The following is a 16,478-nucleotide window of genomic DNA, read 5'->3' on the forward strand; positions in this document are numbered from 1 at the left end:
GGCAAGGGGCGTCAAACAAAGGGTGAAGAAGGCAAATCGGTACAGGTCCGGCCGGGCCGGCAGAGAAAATTCAGGCGCGCCAACGCCAACGGGCGTGTGCCTTGACTACGTGCATCAAGAGTTTGCTGATGATCAACACGGGGAGGGTCTCATTCATACGTTCAAACACAGTAACGTAGCCTCGCCAGCGGTGCAATATGGAGTAGCAAATACGGGGGCCATGACAAAGGGTTTGTAAGAAAATAACGATTTTCCTTACAGAGAACTCCCACTACATTGCTAGTGTTTCACTTCCGATACAAAAATAATCACATGGAATTTCGTATGCTCAGACCCTCTTTTGTCGCGCCCCTTGCCGGCTGCCTCTTGGCACTGGCCTGCACGCAAGCGTTTGCAGCACCTTCACCGTATTCAACCATGGTCGTTTTTGGCGATAGCCTGGCGGACGCAGGCCAGTTTCCCGATGGGTTGTCCGGCGCCACCCTGCGTTTTACCAACCGTACCGGCCCTACATTCCAGGGCGACTATGGCCAGGTTTCATCGACCCTATTGGGCTCGAAACTGGGCGTCGCAGCAAACGACCTGAATGCCTCCACCTCACCGGTTCGCGCGGCGCAAGGCTTGCCTGACGGCAACAACTGGGCGGTCGGCGGCTACCGTACCGACAACATCCTGGACTCCATCACCTCGGTATCCAACACGGCGATCCCACCTGGCAATGCGGGTGCTGGCACTGTTTTGCGCAGTCGCCAGGGCTATCTGCCGGCTAACGGCGGGCGCGCCGACCCCAACGCCCTGTATTTTCTGTCCGGTGGCGGCAATGACTTCCTGCAACAGCGCATCGGTAGCCCGGGCGACGCCATTGCTGCCGGCGGGCGCCTGGCCGACAGTGCCCAGGCCCTGCAACAAGCGGGCGCACGCTACATCATGGTGTGGATGCTGCCCGACCTGGGCCTGACACCCGCCATCAACGGCACACCGCAGCAGGCAGCGACGTCCGCCCTGAGTAATATTTTCAACCAGGCATTGGTACAACGCCTGTCGCAGATCGATGCGCAGATCATCCCGTTGAATATTCCACTGTTGTTGCAGGAATCCTTCGCCGACCCGGGCCGATTTGGCCTGGCGACCGGGCAGAACCTTACCGGCACCTGCTTCAGTGGCAACAGTTGCACCGCCAACCCGGTCTACGGCATTGGCGGCACCAACCCGGATCCGACCAAGCTGATCTACAACGACTCGGTCCACCCCACCGTCGCAGGGCAACGCTTGATCGCCGACTACGCCTATTCGCTGCTCGCCGCCCCCTGGGAGCTGACCTTGCTGCCGGAGATGGCCCAAGGCACGCTGCGTGCCCATCAGGATGAACTGCGCAACCAATGGCAGGCTGACAACGGCAACTGGCAGGCTGTCGGACAGTGGCGGGCGATTGTCGCCGGCGGTGGCCAGCGTCTGGACTTTGATGGTCAAGACAGCTCGGTCAGTGGTGACGGTAGCGGCTACAACCTGAATGTCGGCACCAGCTATCGACTCGACGAGAGTTGGCGCGTAGGCGTTGCGGCGGGGTTGTATCGCCAGACCCTAGAAGCCGGCGCCAGCGACTCAGACTACAAGCTCAACAGCTACATGGGCAGCGCATTCGCGCAGTATCAGAACAATCACTGGTGGGCCGATGCCACATTGACCGGCGGCCGGCTGGACTTCGACAGCCTCAAGCGCAAGTTCGCCCTGGGCGTCAGCGAAGGCTCCGAAAAAGGCGACACCGATGGCTGGCTCTGGGCCTTGAGCGGCCGCGTGGGCTATGACATTGCCGGGGTCGGCAGCGATTGGCACCTGTCCCCGTTCATCAGCGCCGACTATGCGCGGGTCGAAGTTGATGGCTACTCGGAGAAAGGCAGCCGCTCCACCGCGCTGACGTTTGATGACCAGCAACGCGACTCCAGGCGCCTGGGTGTTGGCCTGCAAGGCAGCTACCGGATCACCCCGCAAACCCAGGTGTTTGGCGAAGTGGCTCACGAGCATGAGTTTGAAAATGACACCCAGAAGGTCAACATTTCGCTCAACAGCGTGCAGGGGATCGACTTCAAGCTGGACGGCTACACCCCTCGCAGCAACTCGGAGCGCTTGAGCCTCGGGGTCAGCCACAAGTTGACCCAGGATCTGGCGTTGCGGGCCGGCTATAACGTGAGGAAGGATGACAGCCTGACCCAGCAAGGGGTCAGTGTCGGGGTGAGCCTGGATTTCTAATGCAGTCGTAAGCCCAACAAAAAACCAATGTGGGAGCGCGGTGGATCAGTCAATACATGTACCGACTGATCCACCGCATTCGCGAGCAAGCCCGCTCCCACATAAGCTCGCTCCACAGTTGGATCTGGATCGGCCGTTAGTCCTGCGGGGTTTGTTCGGCCAACGCCACCGCACGGAACATCGCCCGGCGCTTGTTCAGGGTTTCTTCCCACTCAAGGGCCGGAACCGAGTCGGCAACAATCCCGCCGCCCGCCTGCACATGCAGTTCGCCGTCCTTGATCACCGCCGTGCGGATCGCAATCGCGGTATCCATGTTGCCGTTCCAGGCAAAGTAACCCACCGCCCCGCCGTAGACACCACGCTTGACCGGCTCCAGTTCGTCGATGATTTCCATCGCGCGGATCTTCGGTGCGCCAGACAAGGTGCCCGCCGGCAGAATCGCGCGCAACGCATCCATCGCCGTCAGGCCGGCCTTTAGCTCGCCGGTGACGTTGGAGACGATATGCATCACATTGGAATAACGCTCGATCACCATTTTCTCGGTGAGCTTCACCGAGCCGATCTCTGAAACGCGCCCGGTGTCGTTACGCCCCAGGTCGATCAGCATCAGGTGCTCGGCAATTTCCTTGTCGTCGGACAGCAGGTCCTGTTCCAGGGCCAGGTCCGCCTCTTCGGTCGCGCCGCGAGGACGAGTCCCGGCAATCGGGCGTACGGTGATCAGGTTGTCTTCAACACGCACCAGCACTTCCGGCGAGCTGCCGACCACGTGGAAATCGCCAAAGTTGAAGAAGTACATGTACGGCGTCGGGTTGAAGCAGCGCAGTGCCCGATACAGATCAATCGGCGCGGCCTTGAAGTCGATGGACATACGCTGCGACGGCACCACTTGCATGCAATCACCGGCGAGGATGTATTCCTTGATGGTATCGACCGCGCGCTCGTAGTCATCCTGGGTAAAGCTTGAACGAAAGATCGGATCGGCCGCCGGCGGACGACTGAGGTCCAGGCCACGACGCGGGGTGATCGGCTGGCGCAGTTTTTCCAGCAGGGCTTCGAGGCTGGCCTGGCCTTGTTCGAACGCATCGGCCTGGGCCGGGTCGGCCAGGACAATCGCGTGCATCTTGCCGGCAAGGTTGTCGAATACCACCACCGCGTCGGAAACCATCAGCAGGATGTCCGGCACGCCCAACGGATCGGGGTTCGGGCATTTGCCCAGGCGCTGTTCCACATAGCGTACGCAGTCGTAGCCGAAATAACCGACAAGGCCGCCGTTGAAACGCGGCAAGCCGGGAATGGTCGGCACGTTGTAGCGCGCCTTGAAGGCTTCGACAAAGGCCAGCGGGTCTTCGACATCGTGGCTTTCGATCTCGACGCCATCACACGTGATGCTGACGTGATGGTCATGCACCCGCAGCACGGTGCGGCACGGCAGGCCGATGATCGAGTAACGGCCCCACTTCTCGCCGCCCTGTACCGACTCCAGCAGGTAGGAGTTGGGCTCATCGGCCAGTTTCAGGTAGATCGACAGCGGCGTATCGAAGTCGGCCAGGGTTTCCCGGGCCATAGGGATGCGGTTGTAGCCGGCAGCGGCCAAACGCAGGAATTCTTCGCGGATCATGAGGTGCCTCGTGGCGTGAGGGTCTAACAGTCAGGTATGCAAACGTGCCGCAGCGCGGCCAGGATCAGTCAGGCGCGCCAACGCCAGCGGGCCAGGGCCTTGATGACTTTCATCCAGAGTTTGCGAGTGACCACCACGATGGGATTTCCAGAAGGGGATGGGACAGCGTCGGGCAACGTTATCTCAGCGCCCGCTCCCAAGCAACCGGGGATTAGCAGTCGCAGGTCATCAATGACCAGCGCCGGCGATTCCTCGGCGATCGGCCGGCCATGGTTGTAGCCGTAGCTCAAGGCCACGCACTGCACGCCCGCCGCTTTCGCCGCCAGCACATCACTGCGCGAATCGCCGACAAACAACGACTGGGACGCCGGGATGTTGGCCATTTTCATCACGAAGAACAGCGCCGCCGGATCAGGCTTTTTCTGCGGCAAGGTATCGCCACCGATGATCCAGCGGAAATACCGACCGATCTTCATCTGGTCCAGCAGCGGCGCAACGAAGCGTTCCGGCTTGTTGGTGATCAGGGCCATTTCCACGCCCTGCTTATGCAACCACTTGAGGGTGTCGCGCACGCCGGGGTAAACCACAGTCAGTTCGTGGCCGTCTTCATAGGCGGCATTGAACAGCTCCAGCGCGTGCTCGGCCTCGACTTCATCGACACCTTCAGCCTCAATGTGATTGGCCAGGGCCCGGCGCACCAGCATCTGTGCGCCGTTGCCGACCCAGTCACGCACCGACTCGATACCCACGGGCTTGCGCCCCAGTTTGAGCAGCATCTGGTCCACCGCAACGGCGAGGTCCGGCACCGAGTCGACCAGGGTGCCGTCCAGATCGAACATCACCAGCCGTGGCAATTTGCCGGGGAACAGCTGCTCAAAACCACTCATGGACGTGCCAGCGCCAGTTCTGCACGCATTTTGGCGATCACCGCCTGATAGTCAGGGGTGTTGAAGATTGCCGAACCGGCGACGAAAGTGTCGGCGCCCGCCGCCGCGATCTCACGTATGTTGTTGACGTTGACCCCACCGTCGATCTCCAGGCGGATATCGCGGCCAGAAGCATCGATCAGCGCCCGGGCTTCACGCAGTTTGTCGAGGGTGCCGGGGATGAATTTCTGCCCGCCGAAGCCTGGGTTGACGCTCATCAGCAGGACCATGTCGACCTTGTCCATCACGTACTTGAGCGTGTCCAGCGGGGTCGCCGGGTTGAACACCAGCCCGGCCTTGCAACCGCCTTCGCGGATCAACTGCAGGGAGCGATCGATGTGCAGCGTGGCTTCCGGGTGGAAGGTGATGTAGGTCGCGCCGGCTTCGATGAAGTCACCGATGATGCGATCCACCGGGCTGACCATCAGGTGCACGTCAATCGGTGCGGTCACGCCGTACTTGCGCAGCGCTGCGCAGACCATCGGACCGATGGTCAGGTTCGGCACGTAGTGGTTGTCCATGACATCGAAGTGCACGAAGTCGGCACCGGCGGCCAACACGTTGTCCACTTCCGCGCCTAGGCGGGCGAAGTCGGCGGAGAGGATCGATGGAGCAATAACGAAGGGCTGCATGACGCACCTTTTCTGAGCTAAATCACGATGGCGCGCATTGTATACCTCATGCTTTGCTGCGCGCACCGTGACCTGACTCAATGGCTAGTAGGCAGCGCGGTAGATTTTCTCGATATCCGCCGCGCTGAGCTTGCGCGGGTTGTTGCGCATCAGCCGCTCGATTCCCGCCGCCTCTGCCGCCATGCCCGGGATCGCGTCCTCAGGCACGCCGAAGCTGTGCAGGCCTTGGGGGATTTCCACTGCGGCACATAGCCGCGTCATCGCCTCCACCGCCTGGTCGGCAGCGTCGTTGATACTCAAACCGCTGACATTCACGCCCATGGCCTGGGCAATATCCTGCATGCGCTCGACACAGGCCAGCTTGTTCCAGTGCATGACGTAAGGCAGCAGCAATGCATTGCTCACCCCGTGGGCAATATTGAAGCGCCCGCCCAACGGGTAGGCCAAGGCATGCACCGCGCCCACCCCGGCGTTACCAAACGCCATGCCGGCCATCAGGCTGGCGGTGGCCATATCGTCACGCGCCTGCAGGTTGGCCGGGTTGGCGTAGGCCTTGGGCAGCGCATTGGCGATCAGCTTGATTGCACCGATGGCCAGGGCATCCGTGATCGGCGAGGCGTTCAGGGAAAGATAGGACTCGATGGCATGCACCAGGGCATCCACGCCACTGGCCGCCGTCACACTGCGCGGGCAGGTCAGGGTCATTTGTGGGCTGATCAGCGCGACATCCGGCAGCAGGTAGTCGCTGACGATGCCTTTTTTCAATTGCGCGGCCTTGTCCGACAGAATCGCCACATTGGTCACTTCCGAACCGGTGCCGGCCGTGGTCGGGATGGCAATCAGCGGCGGGCCTTTGCGCGGCACCTGGTCCACACCGAACAGGTCAGCCAGGGCGCCGTGATAACCGGCATAGGCGGCAACGCTCTTGGCAATATCGATGGCACTGCCACCGCCCACGCCGATCAGGCCATCATGCCCACCGTCGCGGTAGACCTGCATACAATCTTCGACGATGGCGATCTCCGGGTCGGGCTGCACGCGGTCGAAAATCTCAAAGGGACGATCACCCAACTGCGCCAACGCCAGTTGTACCGTGCCGGACTTGACCAGCGCGGCATCGGTGACGATCAGCGGGTTATCAACATCCAGCCGGGTCAGCTCAAAGGCCAGTTGCTCGATGGCGCCTGGGCCGGTGAGCAGTTTGTGGGCGATCTTGAATGAGGAAGTACTCATGTGCGCGGCCTCTTATAGGTTGGGGGGCTGGCACAAGAATAGCTGGGGAATATGGGTTGTCTGCCATTCAGCGGCTGAATGGTCAGATGACTCAAGGCGGGCCGTTCAATGTTGGAGCTGGCTTGCCTGCGATGGTATCGGCTCGGTGTGTCAGGTGTACCGAGGTGATGCCATCGCAGGCAAGCCAGCTCCCACAGGTGATCGGGTTTCAGCAGTCAGACCTGCGCGGTGCGCAGTTTTTCGCTACGGCCACGCAGCCATTCCAGGGTCAGCAGCAATACCACCGAGAAGGCAATCAGCAAGGTCGCCGCTGCGGCGATGGTCGGGCTGAGGTTTTCGCGGATGCCACTGAACATCTGCCGAGGCAAGGTCGCCTGCTCGGGCCCGGCGAGGAACAGCGTCACCACCACCTCGTCGAAGGACGTGGCAAAGGCAAACAGTGCCCCGGAAATAACTCCCGGCGCAATCAGCGGCAGCGTCACCCGGCGAAAGGCAGTCAGTGGCGATGCACCCAGACTGGCCGCCGCCCGCACCAGGTTATGGTTGAACCCCTGCAAGGTCGCCGACACGGTAATGATCACAAACGGTACGCCCAACACCGCATGCACCACGATCAGCGAAAAGAAGCTGTTGCCCAATCCCAGCGGAGCGAAGAACAGATAACTGGCCACGCCGATAATCACCACTGGCACCACCATCGGCGAAATCACCAGGGCCATCACCAGCGCCTTGCCGGGGAAATGGCCACGGGTCAGGCCGATGGCTGCCAATGTGCCGAAGATCATCGCCAGCACCGTGGCCGCCGGGGCGACAATGATGCTGTTCTTCAACGCGCGCATCCATTCCGCCGAGGCGAAGAAGTCCTGGTACCAGTGCAACGAAAACCCCTGCAACGGGTACACCAAAAAACTCCCGGAGTTGAACGACAGCGGGATGATCACCAACACCGGCAGGATCAGGAACAACAGGATCAGGCCACAGAGAATCCGCAAGCTGTAGAACCACACCCGCTCGATGGGTGACATGTAAGGACTGCTGGTCATTTCAGGCGCTCCTCAGCTCAGGCGCAGGCGGCTGGCGCCCACCAGCCAGTTGTAGATCAGGTACAAAACAACGGTCGCCAGCAGCAGCAAGCCACCCAGCGCCGTGGCCATGCCCCAGTTGATGCTGGTGTTGGTGTAGAAAGCCACGAAGTAGCTGACCATCTGGTCGTTCGGGCTGCCCAGCAGCGCCGGGGTGATGTAGTAACCAATCGCCAGGATGAACACCAGCAGGCAGCCAGCGCCGACGCCGGCGTAGGTCTGCGGGAAGTACACCCGCCAGAAACTGGCAAATGGATGACAACCCAGGGAAATCGCCGCGCGCATATAGGTCGGCGAAATGCCTTTCATCACGCTGTAGATCGGCAGAATCATGAACGGCAGCAGGATATGCACCATGGAGATGTAGACCCCAAGCCGGTTGAACACCAGCTCCAGAGGTTTATCGATGATGCCCAGGCTCATCAGCGCGCCGTTGATCAGGCCGCCAGACTGCAACAGCACGATCCATGCAGCCACGCGCACCAGTACCGACGTCCAGAACGGCAACAGCACCAGAATCATCAGCAAGTTGCTTTGCCGCGCTGGCAGGTTGGCCAGCAGGTAGGCCAGCGGATAAGCCAGCAGCAAGCAGCACACGGTGATTACCAGGCCCATCCAGAAGGTACGGGCAAAGATATCGAGGTAGATCGCCTGATCCGGCGTGGCCGGCGCAACTTCGCCGAGGTCGTCGATACGGTGATCGACCGCCGCCAGCAGGTAATAAGGCGTCAGGCTGCTGGTGTTGCGGCGGATTGCCTGCCAGTACGCGGGGTCGCCCCAGCGTTCGTCGAGGTTTTCCAGCGCTTCTTTATAAGAGGCCGGTGCTTCGCTAAACGGCAGCGCCCGCGCGGTCTTGGTCAACAGGCTGCGATAGCCTGCCAGTTCCATGTTCAAGCGTTTGGACAAATCGCCCAGGGTCTGGTTTTTGCGGGCCTCGCCCAGGTCCTCGCTGATGGCCCGGTACACCGGTTCGTCAGGCAGGCCGCGACCATCCCACGCGGTTACCGCGACCACGGTACGCGGCAGGCCGGCGACCACTTCCGGGTTGCCGACGCTTTTGTAGAGCAGCGCAACGATAGGCACCAGGAACACCAGCAGCAAAAACACCACCAGCGGCGCAATCAAGGCCTGGGCCTTCCAGCGATTAAGCCGCTCGGCACGCGCCAGGCGCTGTTTCAAGCTGGGGGTGGTGACCTCGTTCGAGGGAACGGCGATGGCCATGGCAAACTCCGGGTATCGAAAATAAATGCAATCTGCTGAACATCGCAGATCCCCTGTGGGAGCGGGCTTGCTCGCTCCCACAATGGGTTGTGCGGTGGGGCCTATTACTTGGCGGCCCAGGAATTGAAGCGCTGCTCCAGTTGCTCGCCGTTATCCGCCCAGAAGCTCACATCGATCTGCACCTGGTTGGCGATGTTTTCCGGAGTGGTCGGCATATCCTTGAGGACGTCCTTGGCCAGCAGCGGCACGGCTTGGGTGTTGGCCGGGCCATAGGCGATGTTTTCGGAGTAGATTTTCTGTTGTTGCGGGGCGACCGAGAACGCGATGAATTTCTTCGCCACTTCTGCGCGCTCCTTGCTCAGGCCCTTGGGAATCGCCCAGGCATCGAAGTCGTAGATGCCGCCGTTCCACACCACCTTCAGGTTGCTTTCTTTCTGCACTGCAGCGATCCGGCCGTTGTAGGCCGAGCTCATGACCACATCGCCCGAGGCCAGGTACTGCGGCGGCTGTGCGCCGGCTTCCCACCACTGGATCGACGGTTTGAGTTCATCGAGTTTCTTGAAGGCACGGTCCTGGCCATCTTTGCTGGCCAGCACTTTGTACACATCCTTGGGCGCCACACCGTCGGCCATCAGGGCAAATTCCAGGGTGTATTTGGCGCCTTTGCGCAGGCCACGCTTACCGGGGAATTTCTTGGTGTCCCAGAAATCCACCCAGCCGCCTGGTGGCGCTTTCAGCTTGTCGGCGTTGTAAGCCAGCACGGTGGACCACACGAAGAAACCCACGCCGCAGGGCTGGATCGCGCCTTTTACGTAATCTTCAGTCTTGCCGAACAACGCTGGGTCCAACGGTTCGAAGAGGTCTTCGTCACAGCCACGGGACAGTTCCGGCGACTCGACTTCCACCAGATCCCAAGACACGCTCTTGGTGTCGACCATGGCTTTGACCTTGGCCATCTCACCGTTGTACTCGCCAGCGATGATCTTGCCATTGCCCGCGCTTTCCCACGGGGCATAGAAGGCCTTGACCTGAGCCGCCTTGTTCGCGCCGCCAAACGACACCACTGTCAGGTCGGGACCTGCCATGACCTGTGAAGCACCCGCCAGGCCAATGGCCAGGGCGGTCAATTTCAGGGATCTCAACATTTATTGTTCTCTCCACGTGCAGGGTTGGGTGAAGCCAAGGGGGCGATCAATTCGCCTCTAGAAGTGGGTCGAGTGCGCGAACGTGCTCGACTTGCCAGCCAATCGGAACCACGTCGCCGACCGTCAGCGCCGGGTCCAGCTCGGCGATCGGTTGTTTCACAAAGAAATCGGCCTTGCCGCAGACCTCCAGGCGCACGCGTACGTGGTCGCCCAGGTAGATAAATTCCGCCACCCGGCCCGAGAAGCGATTGCTGCAGCTTTCGCTGGAACCGTTGAGACTGACCCGCTCCGGGCGCACCGACAGGGTCACCGGGCCACCGATCTGGCCGACGTTGACCGCCAGCGCCTCGACCTTCTCGCCCCGCGCCAACTCGACCACACACCGTTCGCCGGTATGGCTGTGCAGGCGGCCGTTCAAACGGTTGTTCTCGCCAATGAAGTTGGCGACAAAGGTATTTTTCGGTTCTTCATACAAGGTGCGCGGAGGGGCGATCTGCTGGATCTCGCCCTGGTGGAACACCGCCACCCGATCAGACATGGTCAGCGCTTCACCCTGGTCGTGGGTCACGTAGACCACGGTCACGCCGAGGCGCTGGTGCAGGTGCTTGATCTCCATCTGCATATGTTCACGCAGCTGTTTATCGAGAGCGCCGAGAGGTTCGTCCATCAGCACCAGTTGCGGTTCGAACACCAGTGCGCGGGCCAGCGCGACCCGTTGTTGCTGGCCGCCGGAAAGTTGCGCGGGGTAGCGCTGGGCGAAGGCATCGAGCTGGACCATGCTCAGCACACGTTTGACCCGCTCGCTGATATCGGTCTTGCTCAACCCCCTTACCGACAGGGGGAACGCCAGGTTCTCGGCCACAGTCATGTGCGGGAACAGCGCATAGTTCTGGAACACCATGCCAATGTCGCGCTTGTGCGGCGGCACATTGTTGATGGAGCGCCCGGCCAGCAGGATTTCCCCGGCTGTCGGGGTCTCGAAACCGGCGAGCATCATCAGGCTGGTGGTCTTGCCCGAACCGGACGGCCCCAGCAGGGTAAGAAACTCGCCTTTGCGAATGTCCAGGTTGAGGTCTTTGACGATCAGGTTCTCGCCGTCGTAGCTCTTCTGCACACCACGAAAGCTGACCAGCACATCATTTGAATCCACCTCGCTCATACCCGCACCTTTTTGTTTTGGACTGCTGTGGAGCTAGCGTAGTCCAGGCGCAAGCCCCCGGAAATCGGGGCGCAAGAGAGATTGGCATCAGCGCGATGGAAGGTTCGGGGTAGGGGTTGCCCTACACGGATGGCGGGTAGGGAACAGTGCAGCGGCAAGCTTCAAGCGATAAGCCGCAAGCATGGGCTGCGGGGTGTTTCAGGAGTGTCGCAAATAGATACGTCCCCTGTAGGAGCATGGCAAGCCAGTCTCCTACAGGAGTTTGTGCTCCATCGCGTACTTCACCAGTTCTGCCAGGGAGGTGATGTTGAGCTTCTGCATCAACCGCGCCTTGTGGGTGCTGATGGTCTTGCTGCTCAAGGCCAGTTGCTGGGCGATATCGTTGACATTGGCGCCTTGGGCCAGGCGCTCGAACACCGAGAACTCACGCTCGGACAACAACGAGTGCAAGGGCCGGGCATCGGTGAGACCGACTTCAAACACCATGCGGTCGGCCAGGTCCGGGTCGATATAACGCCCGCCCGCGGCCACCTTGCGAATCGCCGTCAACAACAGGGCCGGATCACTGTCCTTGGTCGCATACCCCGCCGCGCCGACCTTCAGCGCCCGGGCGGCCATTTGCGCTTCGTCATGCATCGACAGCACCAGGATCGCCGGCGGATTGTTCAGCGCGCGAATCCGCGCAATCGCTTCCAGGCCGTTGACCCCGGGCATCGAGATATCCAGCAACACGACCTCACAGGGCGTATGGCGCAAGGCTTCCAACAGTTGCTCGCCATTCCCCGCCTCGCCCACCACCAGCAGGTCCTTGGCCAGGCCGATCAACTGCTTGATGCCTTCGCGGACGATGGTGTGGTCTTCGGCTACCAATACGCGGATCACAGGACTTTCCTCTTGTTGTGGTTAGGCATCCAGCGGCACTGTCACGCTCAGGGTGGTGCCCTCCCCCAGTTCGCTGTCGAGGGTCAACTGCCCGCCCATGATCAGCACGCGCTCGCGCATGCCCACCAGGCCAAACGACACCGGACGTCCTGGCGCAGGGACGAAGCCTGCACCATCATCGCTGATGGTCAGCCGCAGGTGATCGCCGTCGACCACCAGGGTCAGCTCCACAGTATGCGCCTGGGCATGGCGCATGACATTGGTCAGGGCCTCTTGCAGGATGCGGAACAGGCCAATGGCCTTGGCGTCGCTCAGGGCTGGGAGGTTGTCCGGCACTTGCACCAGGCATGGAATCTGCGTGCGCGCCTCGAACCGCCGCGCCTGCCATTCGATGGCCGAGGCAATCCCGGCGTCGAGAATCGGCGGGCGCAGCGCGGTGGCCACATCACGGACCAGTTGAAACAACTGTGCGATCAAGCGTTTCATGCTGTTCAGGCGCTCGTGCAGGCCGGGGTCCAACTGCGCGTAGGCCAACTCGCACATAGAGGTTTCCAGCTTCAACACGGTGAGCATTTGCCCCAGTTCATCGTGGACTTCACGGGCGATGCGCGCCTTCTCTTCCTCGCGCACGGTTTCCAGGTGGGCCGACAGCTCGCGCAGTTGCGCCCGCGAGGCGTCCAGCTCCAGCTCGATACGTTTGCTGTCGCTGATGTCCCAGACGATCCCGTCCCAGACCACCGCGCCATCGGCCAGGCGCCGGGTAACGGCCTTGATCTCGGCCCAGCGCTGCTCGCCCTGGCGAGTGAGGATGCGGCCCTGCCACGACCAGTTGCTCTCGCTGTCGATGGCGTGGTCCTGGGTCTGGTGATAACTGGCCCGGTCATCGGGGTGGACCAGGCTGCGAATTCCCACATCACGGTGGCTGAGGAAAGATGGCGAGTACCCCACCAGGCGCTCGCTGCCTTCGCTGATATAGGCAAAGTCGATTTCAGCACTCCGCGCCAACCGCTCCAGGCGAAATACCATCCCCGGTACATTGGCGGCGATGCCTTGCAGGCGCGCTTCACTTTCCTGCAGGGCGGCCAATGCCCGGCGGCGCTCGGTAACGTCGGTGAGGTACACCACCAGGTATTCGCCGTCGGCAAAACGCAGGAAACTCAGCGACACATCCGTGGGTAACAGACTGCCATCGGCGCGCAGGCACTGGGTGGCAAAGCTCTGTGGCCCGTCCTCGCTGGCCCGGGCGCGCTTCCATAGGTGCAGCCAGCGGTCCATGCTCAAGTTGGGTTCGAACTCGATCAGCGGTCGCTCGATCAGCGCGCCCGAAGCGTAGCCGAGCATGGCTTCGGCAGCGACGTTGGCGTAGCGAACGTGACTGTCCCAGTTGACCCAGAGGATGCCGACGGTGCTTTGGTCGATGGAAAACTGGGTCAGGCGCAACGCTTCGGCACCCGCCGCACGGGCGGCGCTTTCTTCACGGGTTGCCAGCAGTTCCTGTTCCAGCACACGCTGGTGGCGGCGCTGCCACAGGGCAACCGCCAGACAGGCGAGCAACAACAGGCCCAGCAACAGGCTCAGGTTCTGCCAGAACCCCGGCGATTCCGAGAGCCGTGGGTATTTGGGTTGCAGCCAGCGGGCGTGCAATTGCTCCAGCTCCCGGGCGGGAATCGCCCGCAGGCCGCTCTCGATAATGTCCGCCAAAGGCTGCCAGTCACGTCGAGTGGCCACCCGCAGCAACTGAGGCAAACCAATATCACCGACCACCGCCAGAGCCGCGAACTCAGGCTCGGCGGACAGACGACTCAACTGCGCCTCATCAATCACCGCATAGCGCGCCTGCTGGCTGACCAACAATTGCAGGGCCTGGCGCTCCTGGGGCACGCCTTGCAGGTTCAGATTGGGGTAATTGCTGCGCAAGTAATCGGCCACCGCACTGGGCATGCGCACGGCGACCCGGGAATGTTCGTCGAGTTTTTCCAGGTCTACCGCGCCGCTGCCGTCACGGATGCCCACGATATGCTGGGGCACACGCATATACGGGTCGGAAAACAGCCACAGGCGCAGCCCGGCCGGGGTTTGCAGCAGGCCAGGCGCGAGGTCGACCGCGTCTTCGCGCAAGGCCTCCTCCAACTGCTCTTGCGTGGGGAAGTTGCGCCAGGTCAGTTCGATATTCAACGCCTTGGCCAGCGCCTGCATCAGCTCGACATTGGCCCCGGACAACCGCTGCAGGCGCCGGTCGTATTGCGCGTAAGGTGCCTGCAACACCACGCCGACCCGCAGTTGCGGGTGCTGCGCCAGCCACTCGCGCTGCTGGGCGCTGAGCACCGCTGGCGGCACCACGGACGCAGGCGCGGCAATCGCCATCAAGGGAAAGCACAGGTAGCCGATAACCAGCAGACAGCGAAAAATCATCATTCACATCTCACATCCAACCCATTAGGCTGCCGGGATCACTTCTGGCCGGAATTGCACTATGCCCCTGCTTCACCGTTCGACACTGCCAGCATTGTGCCTGTCGCTCCTGTTTACCAGCACCTTTTGCGTGCAGGCGGCGGACACCGCGCCGGCTACCGCCGAAAAACCAGTGCAACGCCTGCCTCTGCCCGAGCGCAGCCAGGAGGAAGCCAGCGCCCTTGAGCGGCAACTGCCACCCCAGGAGCAGCAACAATTGCAGGCAGGCGACGAGTCGTTCCTGGCCCTGTGGAAGCCGGCCAACAGCGCCGAACCGCAAGGTGTGGTGATTATCGTGCCGGGTGCCGGGGAAACTGCTGACTGGCCGCAGGCAATCGGGCCTTTGCGCCAGAAGTTGCCGGATGCCGCCTGGGGCAGCCTGAGTTTGTCGCTACCCGACCTGAGCCTGGACACCCTGCCGCCTCGGGTCATCCAGGCTCCCGACGCGGCCGTCGACACCAGCAGCAAGGATGCCAGCACCGCCGCGCCCAAACCGATCGAACAGGCGGCCAGCGCCGAAGCCGAGGGCACCGACCCGGCCGTGGTTGCCGGCGTGGATGAGCAGGACAAGACCGATGCGACACGGATCTTCGCCCGTATCGATGCCGCCGTGGCCTTCGCCCAGACCCAGAGCGCCCGCAGTGTGGTGCTGCTGGGGCACGGCACCGGGGCCTGGTGGGCAGCGCGCTACCTGAGCGAAAAACAACCTGCCCAGGTGCAGAAGTTCATCATGGTCGCCGCGCAAACGCCGGTGGGTCGTCAACCGGACCTGCAACAGTTGGCGCCGACCTTGAAGCTGGCGACCGCCGATGTCTTCTACCAGGACAACGCCTTGGCAAGCAAAATGGCGCTGGAACGCAGCCAGGCGAACAAGCGGCTGAAGAATGACAACTACAAGCAAGTGTCGTTGAAGACCATCCCCGGTAATAGCTCGGCCGGGCAGGAACAGTTGTACCGACGCATTCGCGGCTGGTTGAGCCCGCAAAACAGCGGAAGCTGACCGCCCCCTTGTAGGAGCGAGCTTGCTCGCGAAAAACGTAAGCTCAATGCGTTTAATCTGGCTAAACGTGGCGACCTCAGGTTTTTCGCGAGCAAGCTCGCTCCTACAAAGGGCTCAGCGGAAATTGCGCTGCTCGCGAATTATCGTATAAGCACTATGCAGCTCACGCGTGCGCTCGGTGGCCTCGCGCACTTGCGCAGGGCTGGCGCCGCTGCCGGCAATCTTGTCCGGGTGATGGCGGCTGAGCAGCCGTCGATAGGCACGCTTGATGGCCGCAGGCTCGGTAGTAGTGCTCACGCCGAGAATCCGTAGGGCTTCCTGGTAGGTGCCACCGCGAGTGGCCAGGGGTTTGCGCTCCGGCTCGTAATCTTGAGCCAGGGCCTGGATCTGTTGCGGCGTCCACCCCAGCCACTTACCCCAGAGTTCGATCAGGTCGCGCTCGGCATGGCTGGCCTTGCCGTCGGCCCAGACCATGCGCCAGCAGGCGCGCAGCACGCCTTCTGCCGCATGGGGCTGGGCCTTGAGCACACGCAGGTAACTGCGCACGCGATCGGTCCCCGACTTGCCCCGATTGAACGCCGCAATCGCACGGCGCTGGGCCGGCTCGGTCATATCCAGCGAACGCATTTCCACCCGCGCCTGCTGGATATGCCCGTCCACCACCCGCCCGTTGCTCTTGGCCAGACGACCCAACAACACAAACAGCAATTCGTCATTACGCAGCGTCGGACGGCCGCCCAGGCGCTCGCGCAGGTGCGCCCAACTGCGCAATTGCAGGCGCCGATCCAGCGCCTGGCCCAATAACGCACCCAACATGGCCCCCGGAATGCTGGCGATGGCAAACCCCGCCCCGGCTCCGATCAGCGTCCCTGGCCACAGCAT

The 16,478-nt window shown here is 61.9% G+C and carries 13 protein-coding genes; 2 read left to right on the plus strand and 11 right to left on the minus strand.

Features of this window, described 5'->3' with window-relative positions:
* Positions 1–324: 324 nt before the first annotated feature.
* Complete coding sequence (gene estP, locus BFQ03_RS05855; protein ID WP_065942663.1) at positions 325–2,247, plus strand: esterase EstP; 1,923 nt, start codon at positions 325–327, stop codon at positions 2,245–2,247.
* Positions 2,248–2,383: 136 nt separating this feature from the next.
* Here the strand turns inward: estP and trpE are convergent, their stop codons facing one another.
* The 10 genes from trpE to BFQ03_RS05905 form a co-directional block, all read right to left on the minus strand.
* Positions 2,384–3,865 (minus strand): anthranilate synthase component I, encoded by a 1,482-nt coding sequence (gene trpE, locus BFQ03_RS05860; RefSeq protein WP_065942664.1) that lies wholly within the window; start codon positions 3,863–3,865, stop codon positions 2,384–2,386.
* Positions 3,866–3,933: 68 nt separating this feature from the next.
* The gene (locus tag BFQ03_RS05865) at positions 3,934–4,752 is read right to left on the minus strand and encodes a phosphoglycolate phosphatase (protein WP_065942665.1); all 819 of its coding nucleotides are present in this window, start codon (positions 4,750–4,752) and stop codon (positions 3,934–3,936) included.
* A complete protein-coding gene (gene rpe, locus BFQ03_RS05870; protein ID WP_032858521.1) occupies positions 4,749–5,423 on the minus strand; it encodes a ribulose-phosphate 3-epimerase in 675 nt (224 codons plus the stop codon). Before rpe ends, BFQ03_RS05865 begins: the two co-directional genes overlap by 4 nt.
* 84 nt (positions 5,424–5,507) lie before the next feature.
* Positions 5,508–6,656 (minus strand): iron-containing alcohol dehydrogenase, encoded by a 1,149-nt coding sequence (locus BFQ03_RS05875; protein WP_065942666.1) that lies wholly within the window; start codon positions 6,654–6,656, stop codon positions 5,508–5,510.
* Between the two features lie 215 nt (positions 6,657–6,871).
* Positions 6,872–7,699 (minus strand): ABC transporter permease, encoded by an 828-nt coding sequence (locus BFQ03_RS05880; protein WP_032858524.1) that lies wholly within the window; start codon positions 7,697–7,699, stop codon positions 6,872–6,874.
* Positions 7,700–7,711: 12 nt separating this feature from the next.
* On the minus strand, positions 7,712–8,959 hold the full coding sequence (locus tag BFQ03_RS05885; protein WP_032858526.1) for an ABC transporter permease: 1,248 nt from the start codon (positions 8,957–8,959) through the stop codon (positions 7,712–7,714).
* A gap of 104 nt (positions 8,960–9,063) precedes the next feature.
* The gene (locus BFQ03_RS05890) at positions 9,064–10,104 is read right to left on the minus strand and encodes an ABC transporter substrate-binding protein (protein ID WP_032858528.1); all 1,041 of its coding nucleotides are present in this window, start codon (positions 10,102–10,104) and stop codon (positions 9,064–9,066) included.
* A 46-nt stretch (positions 10,105–10,150) separates the two neighbouring features.
* The gene (locus tag BFQ03_RS05895) at positions 10,151–11,263 is read right to left on the minus strand and encodes an ABC transporter ATP-binding protein (RefSeq protein WP_065942667.1); all 1,113 of its coding nucleotides are present in this window, start codon (positions 11,261–11,263) and stop codon (positions 10,151–10,153) included.
* 252 nt (positions 11,264–11,515) lie between these two features.
* A complete protein-coding gene (locus tag BFQ03_RS05900) occupies positions 11,516–12,145 on the minus strand; it encodes a response regulator (protein WP_029296794.1) in 630 nt (209 codons plus the stop codon).
* Between the two features lie 21 nt (positions 12,146–12,166).
* Positions 12,167–14,560, minus strand: a complete 2,394-nt coding sequence (locus BFQ03_RS05905; protein ID WP_065942668.1) for a PAS domain-containing sensor histidine kinase — start codon at positions 14,558–14,560, stop codon at positions 12,167–12,169.
* 58 nt (positions 14,561–14,618) lie between these two features.
* Here BFQ03_RS05905 and BFQ03_RS05910 point away from each other — a divergent pair, with 58 nt between their 5' ends.
* Entirely contained in the window at positions 14,619–15,596 is a 978-nt protein-coding gene (locus BFQ03_RS05910; protein ID WP_065942669.1) for an alpha/beta hydrolase family protein, read from the plus strand.
* 114 nt (positions 15,597–15,710) lie between these two features.
* Here the strand turns inward: BFQ03_RS05910 and BFQ03_RS05915 are convergent, their stop codons facing one another.
* Positions 15,711–16,478, minus strand: coding sequence for a TerB family tellurite resistance protein (locus tag BFQ03_RS05915; RefSeq protein WP_065942670.1), 768 nt, complete (start codon positions 16,476–16,478; stop codon positions 15,711–15,713).

The sequence above is a fragment of the Pseudomonas sp. 25 R 14 genome, assembly GCF_900004755.1.
Classification (GTDB): Bacteria; Pseudomonadota; Gammaproteobacteria; order Pseudomonadales; family Pseudomonadaceae; genus Aquipseudomonas; species Aquipseudomonas brenneri.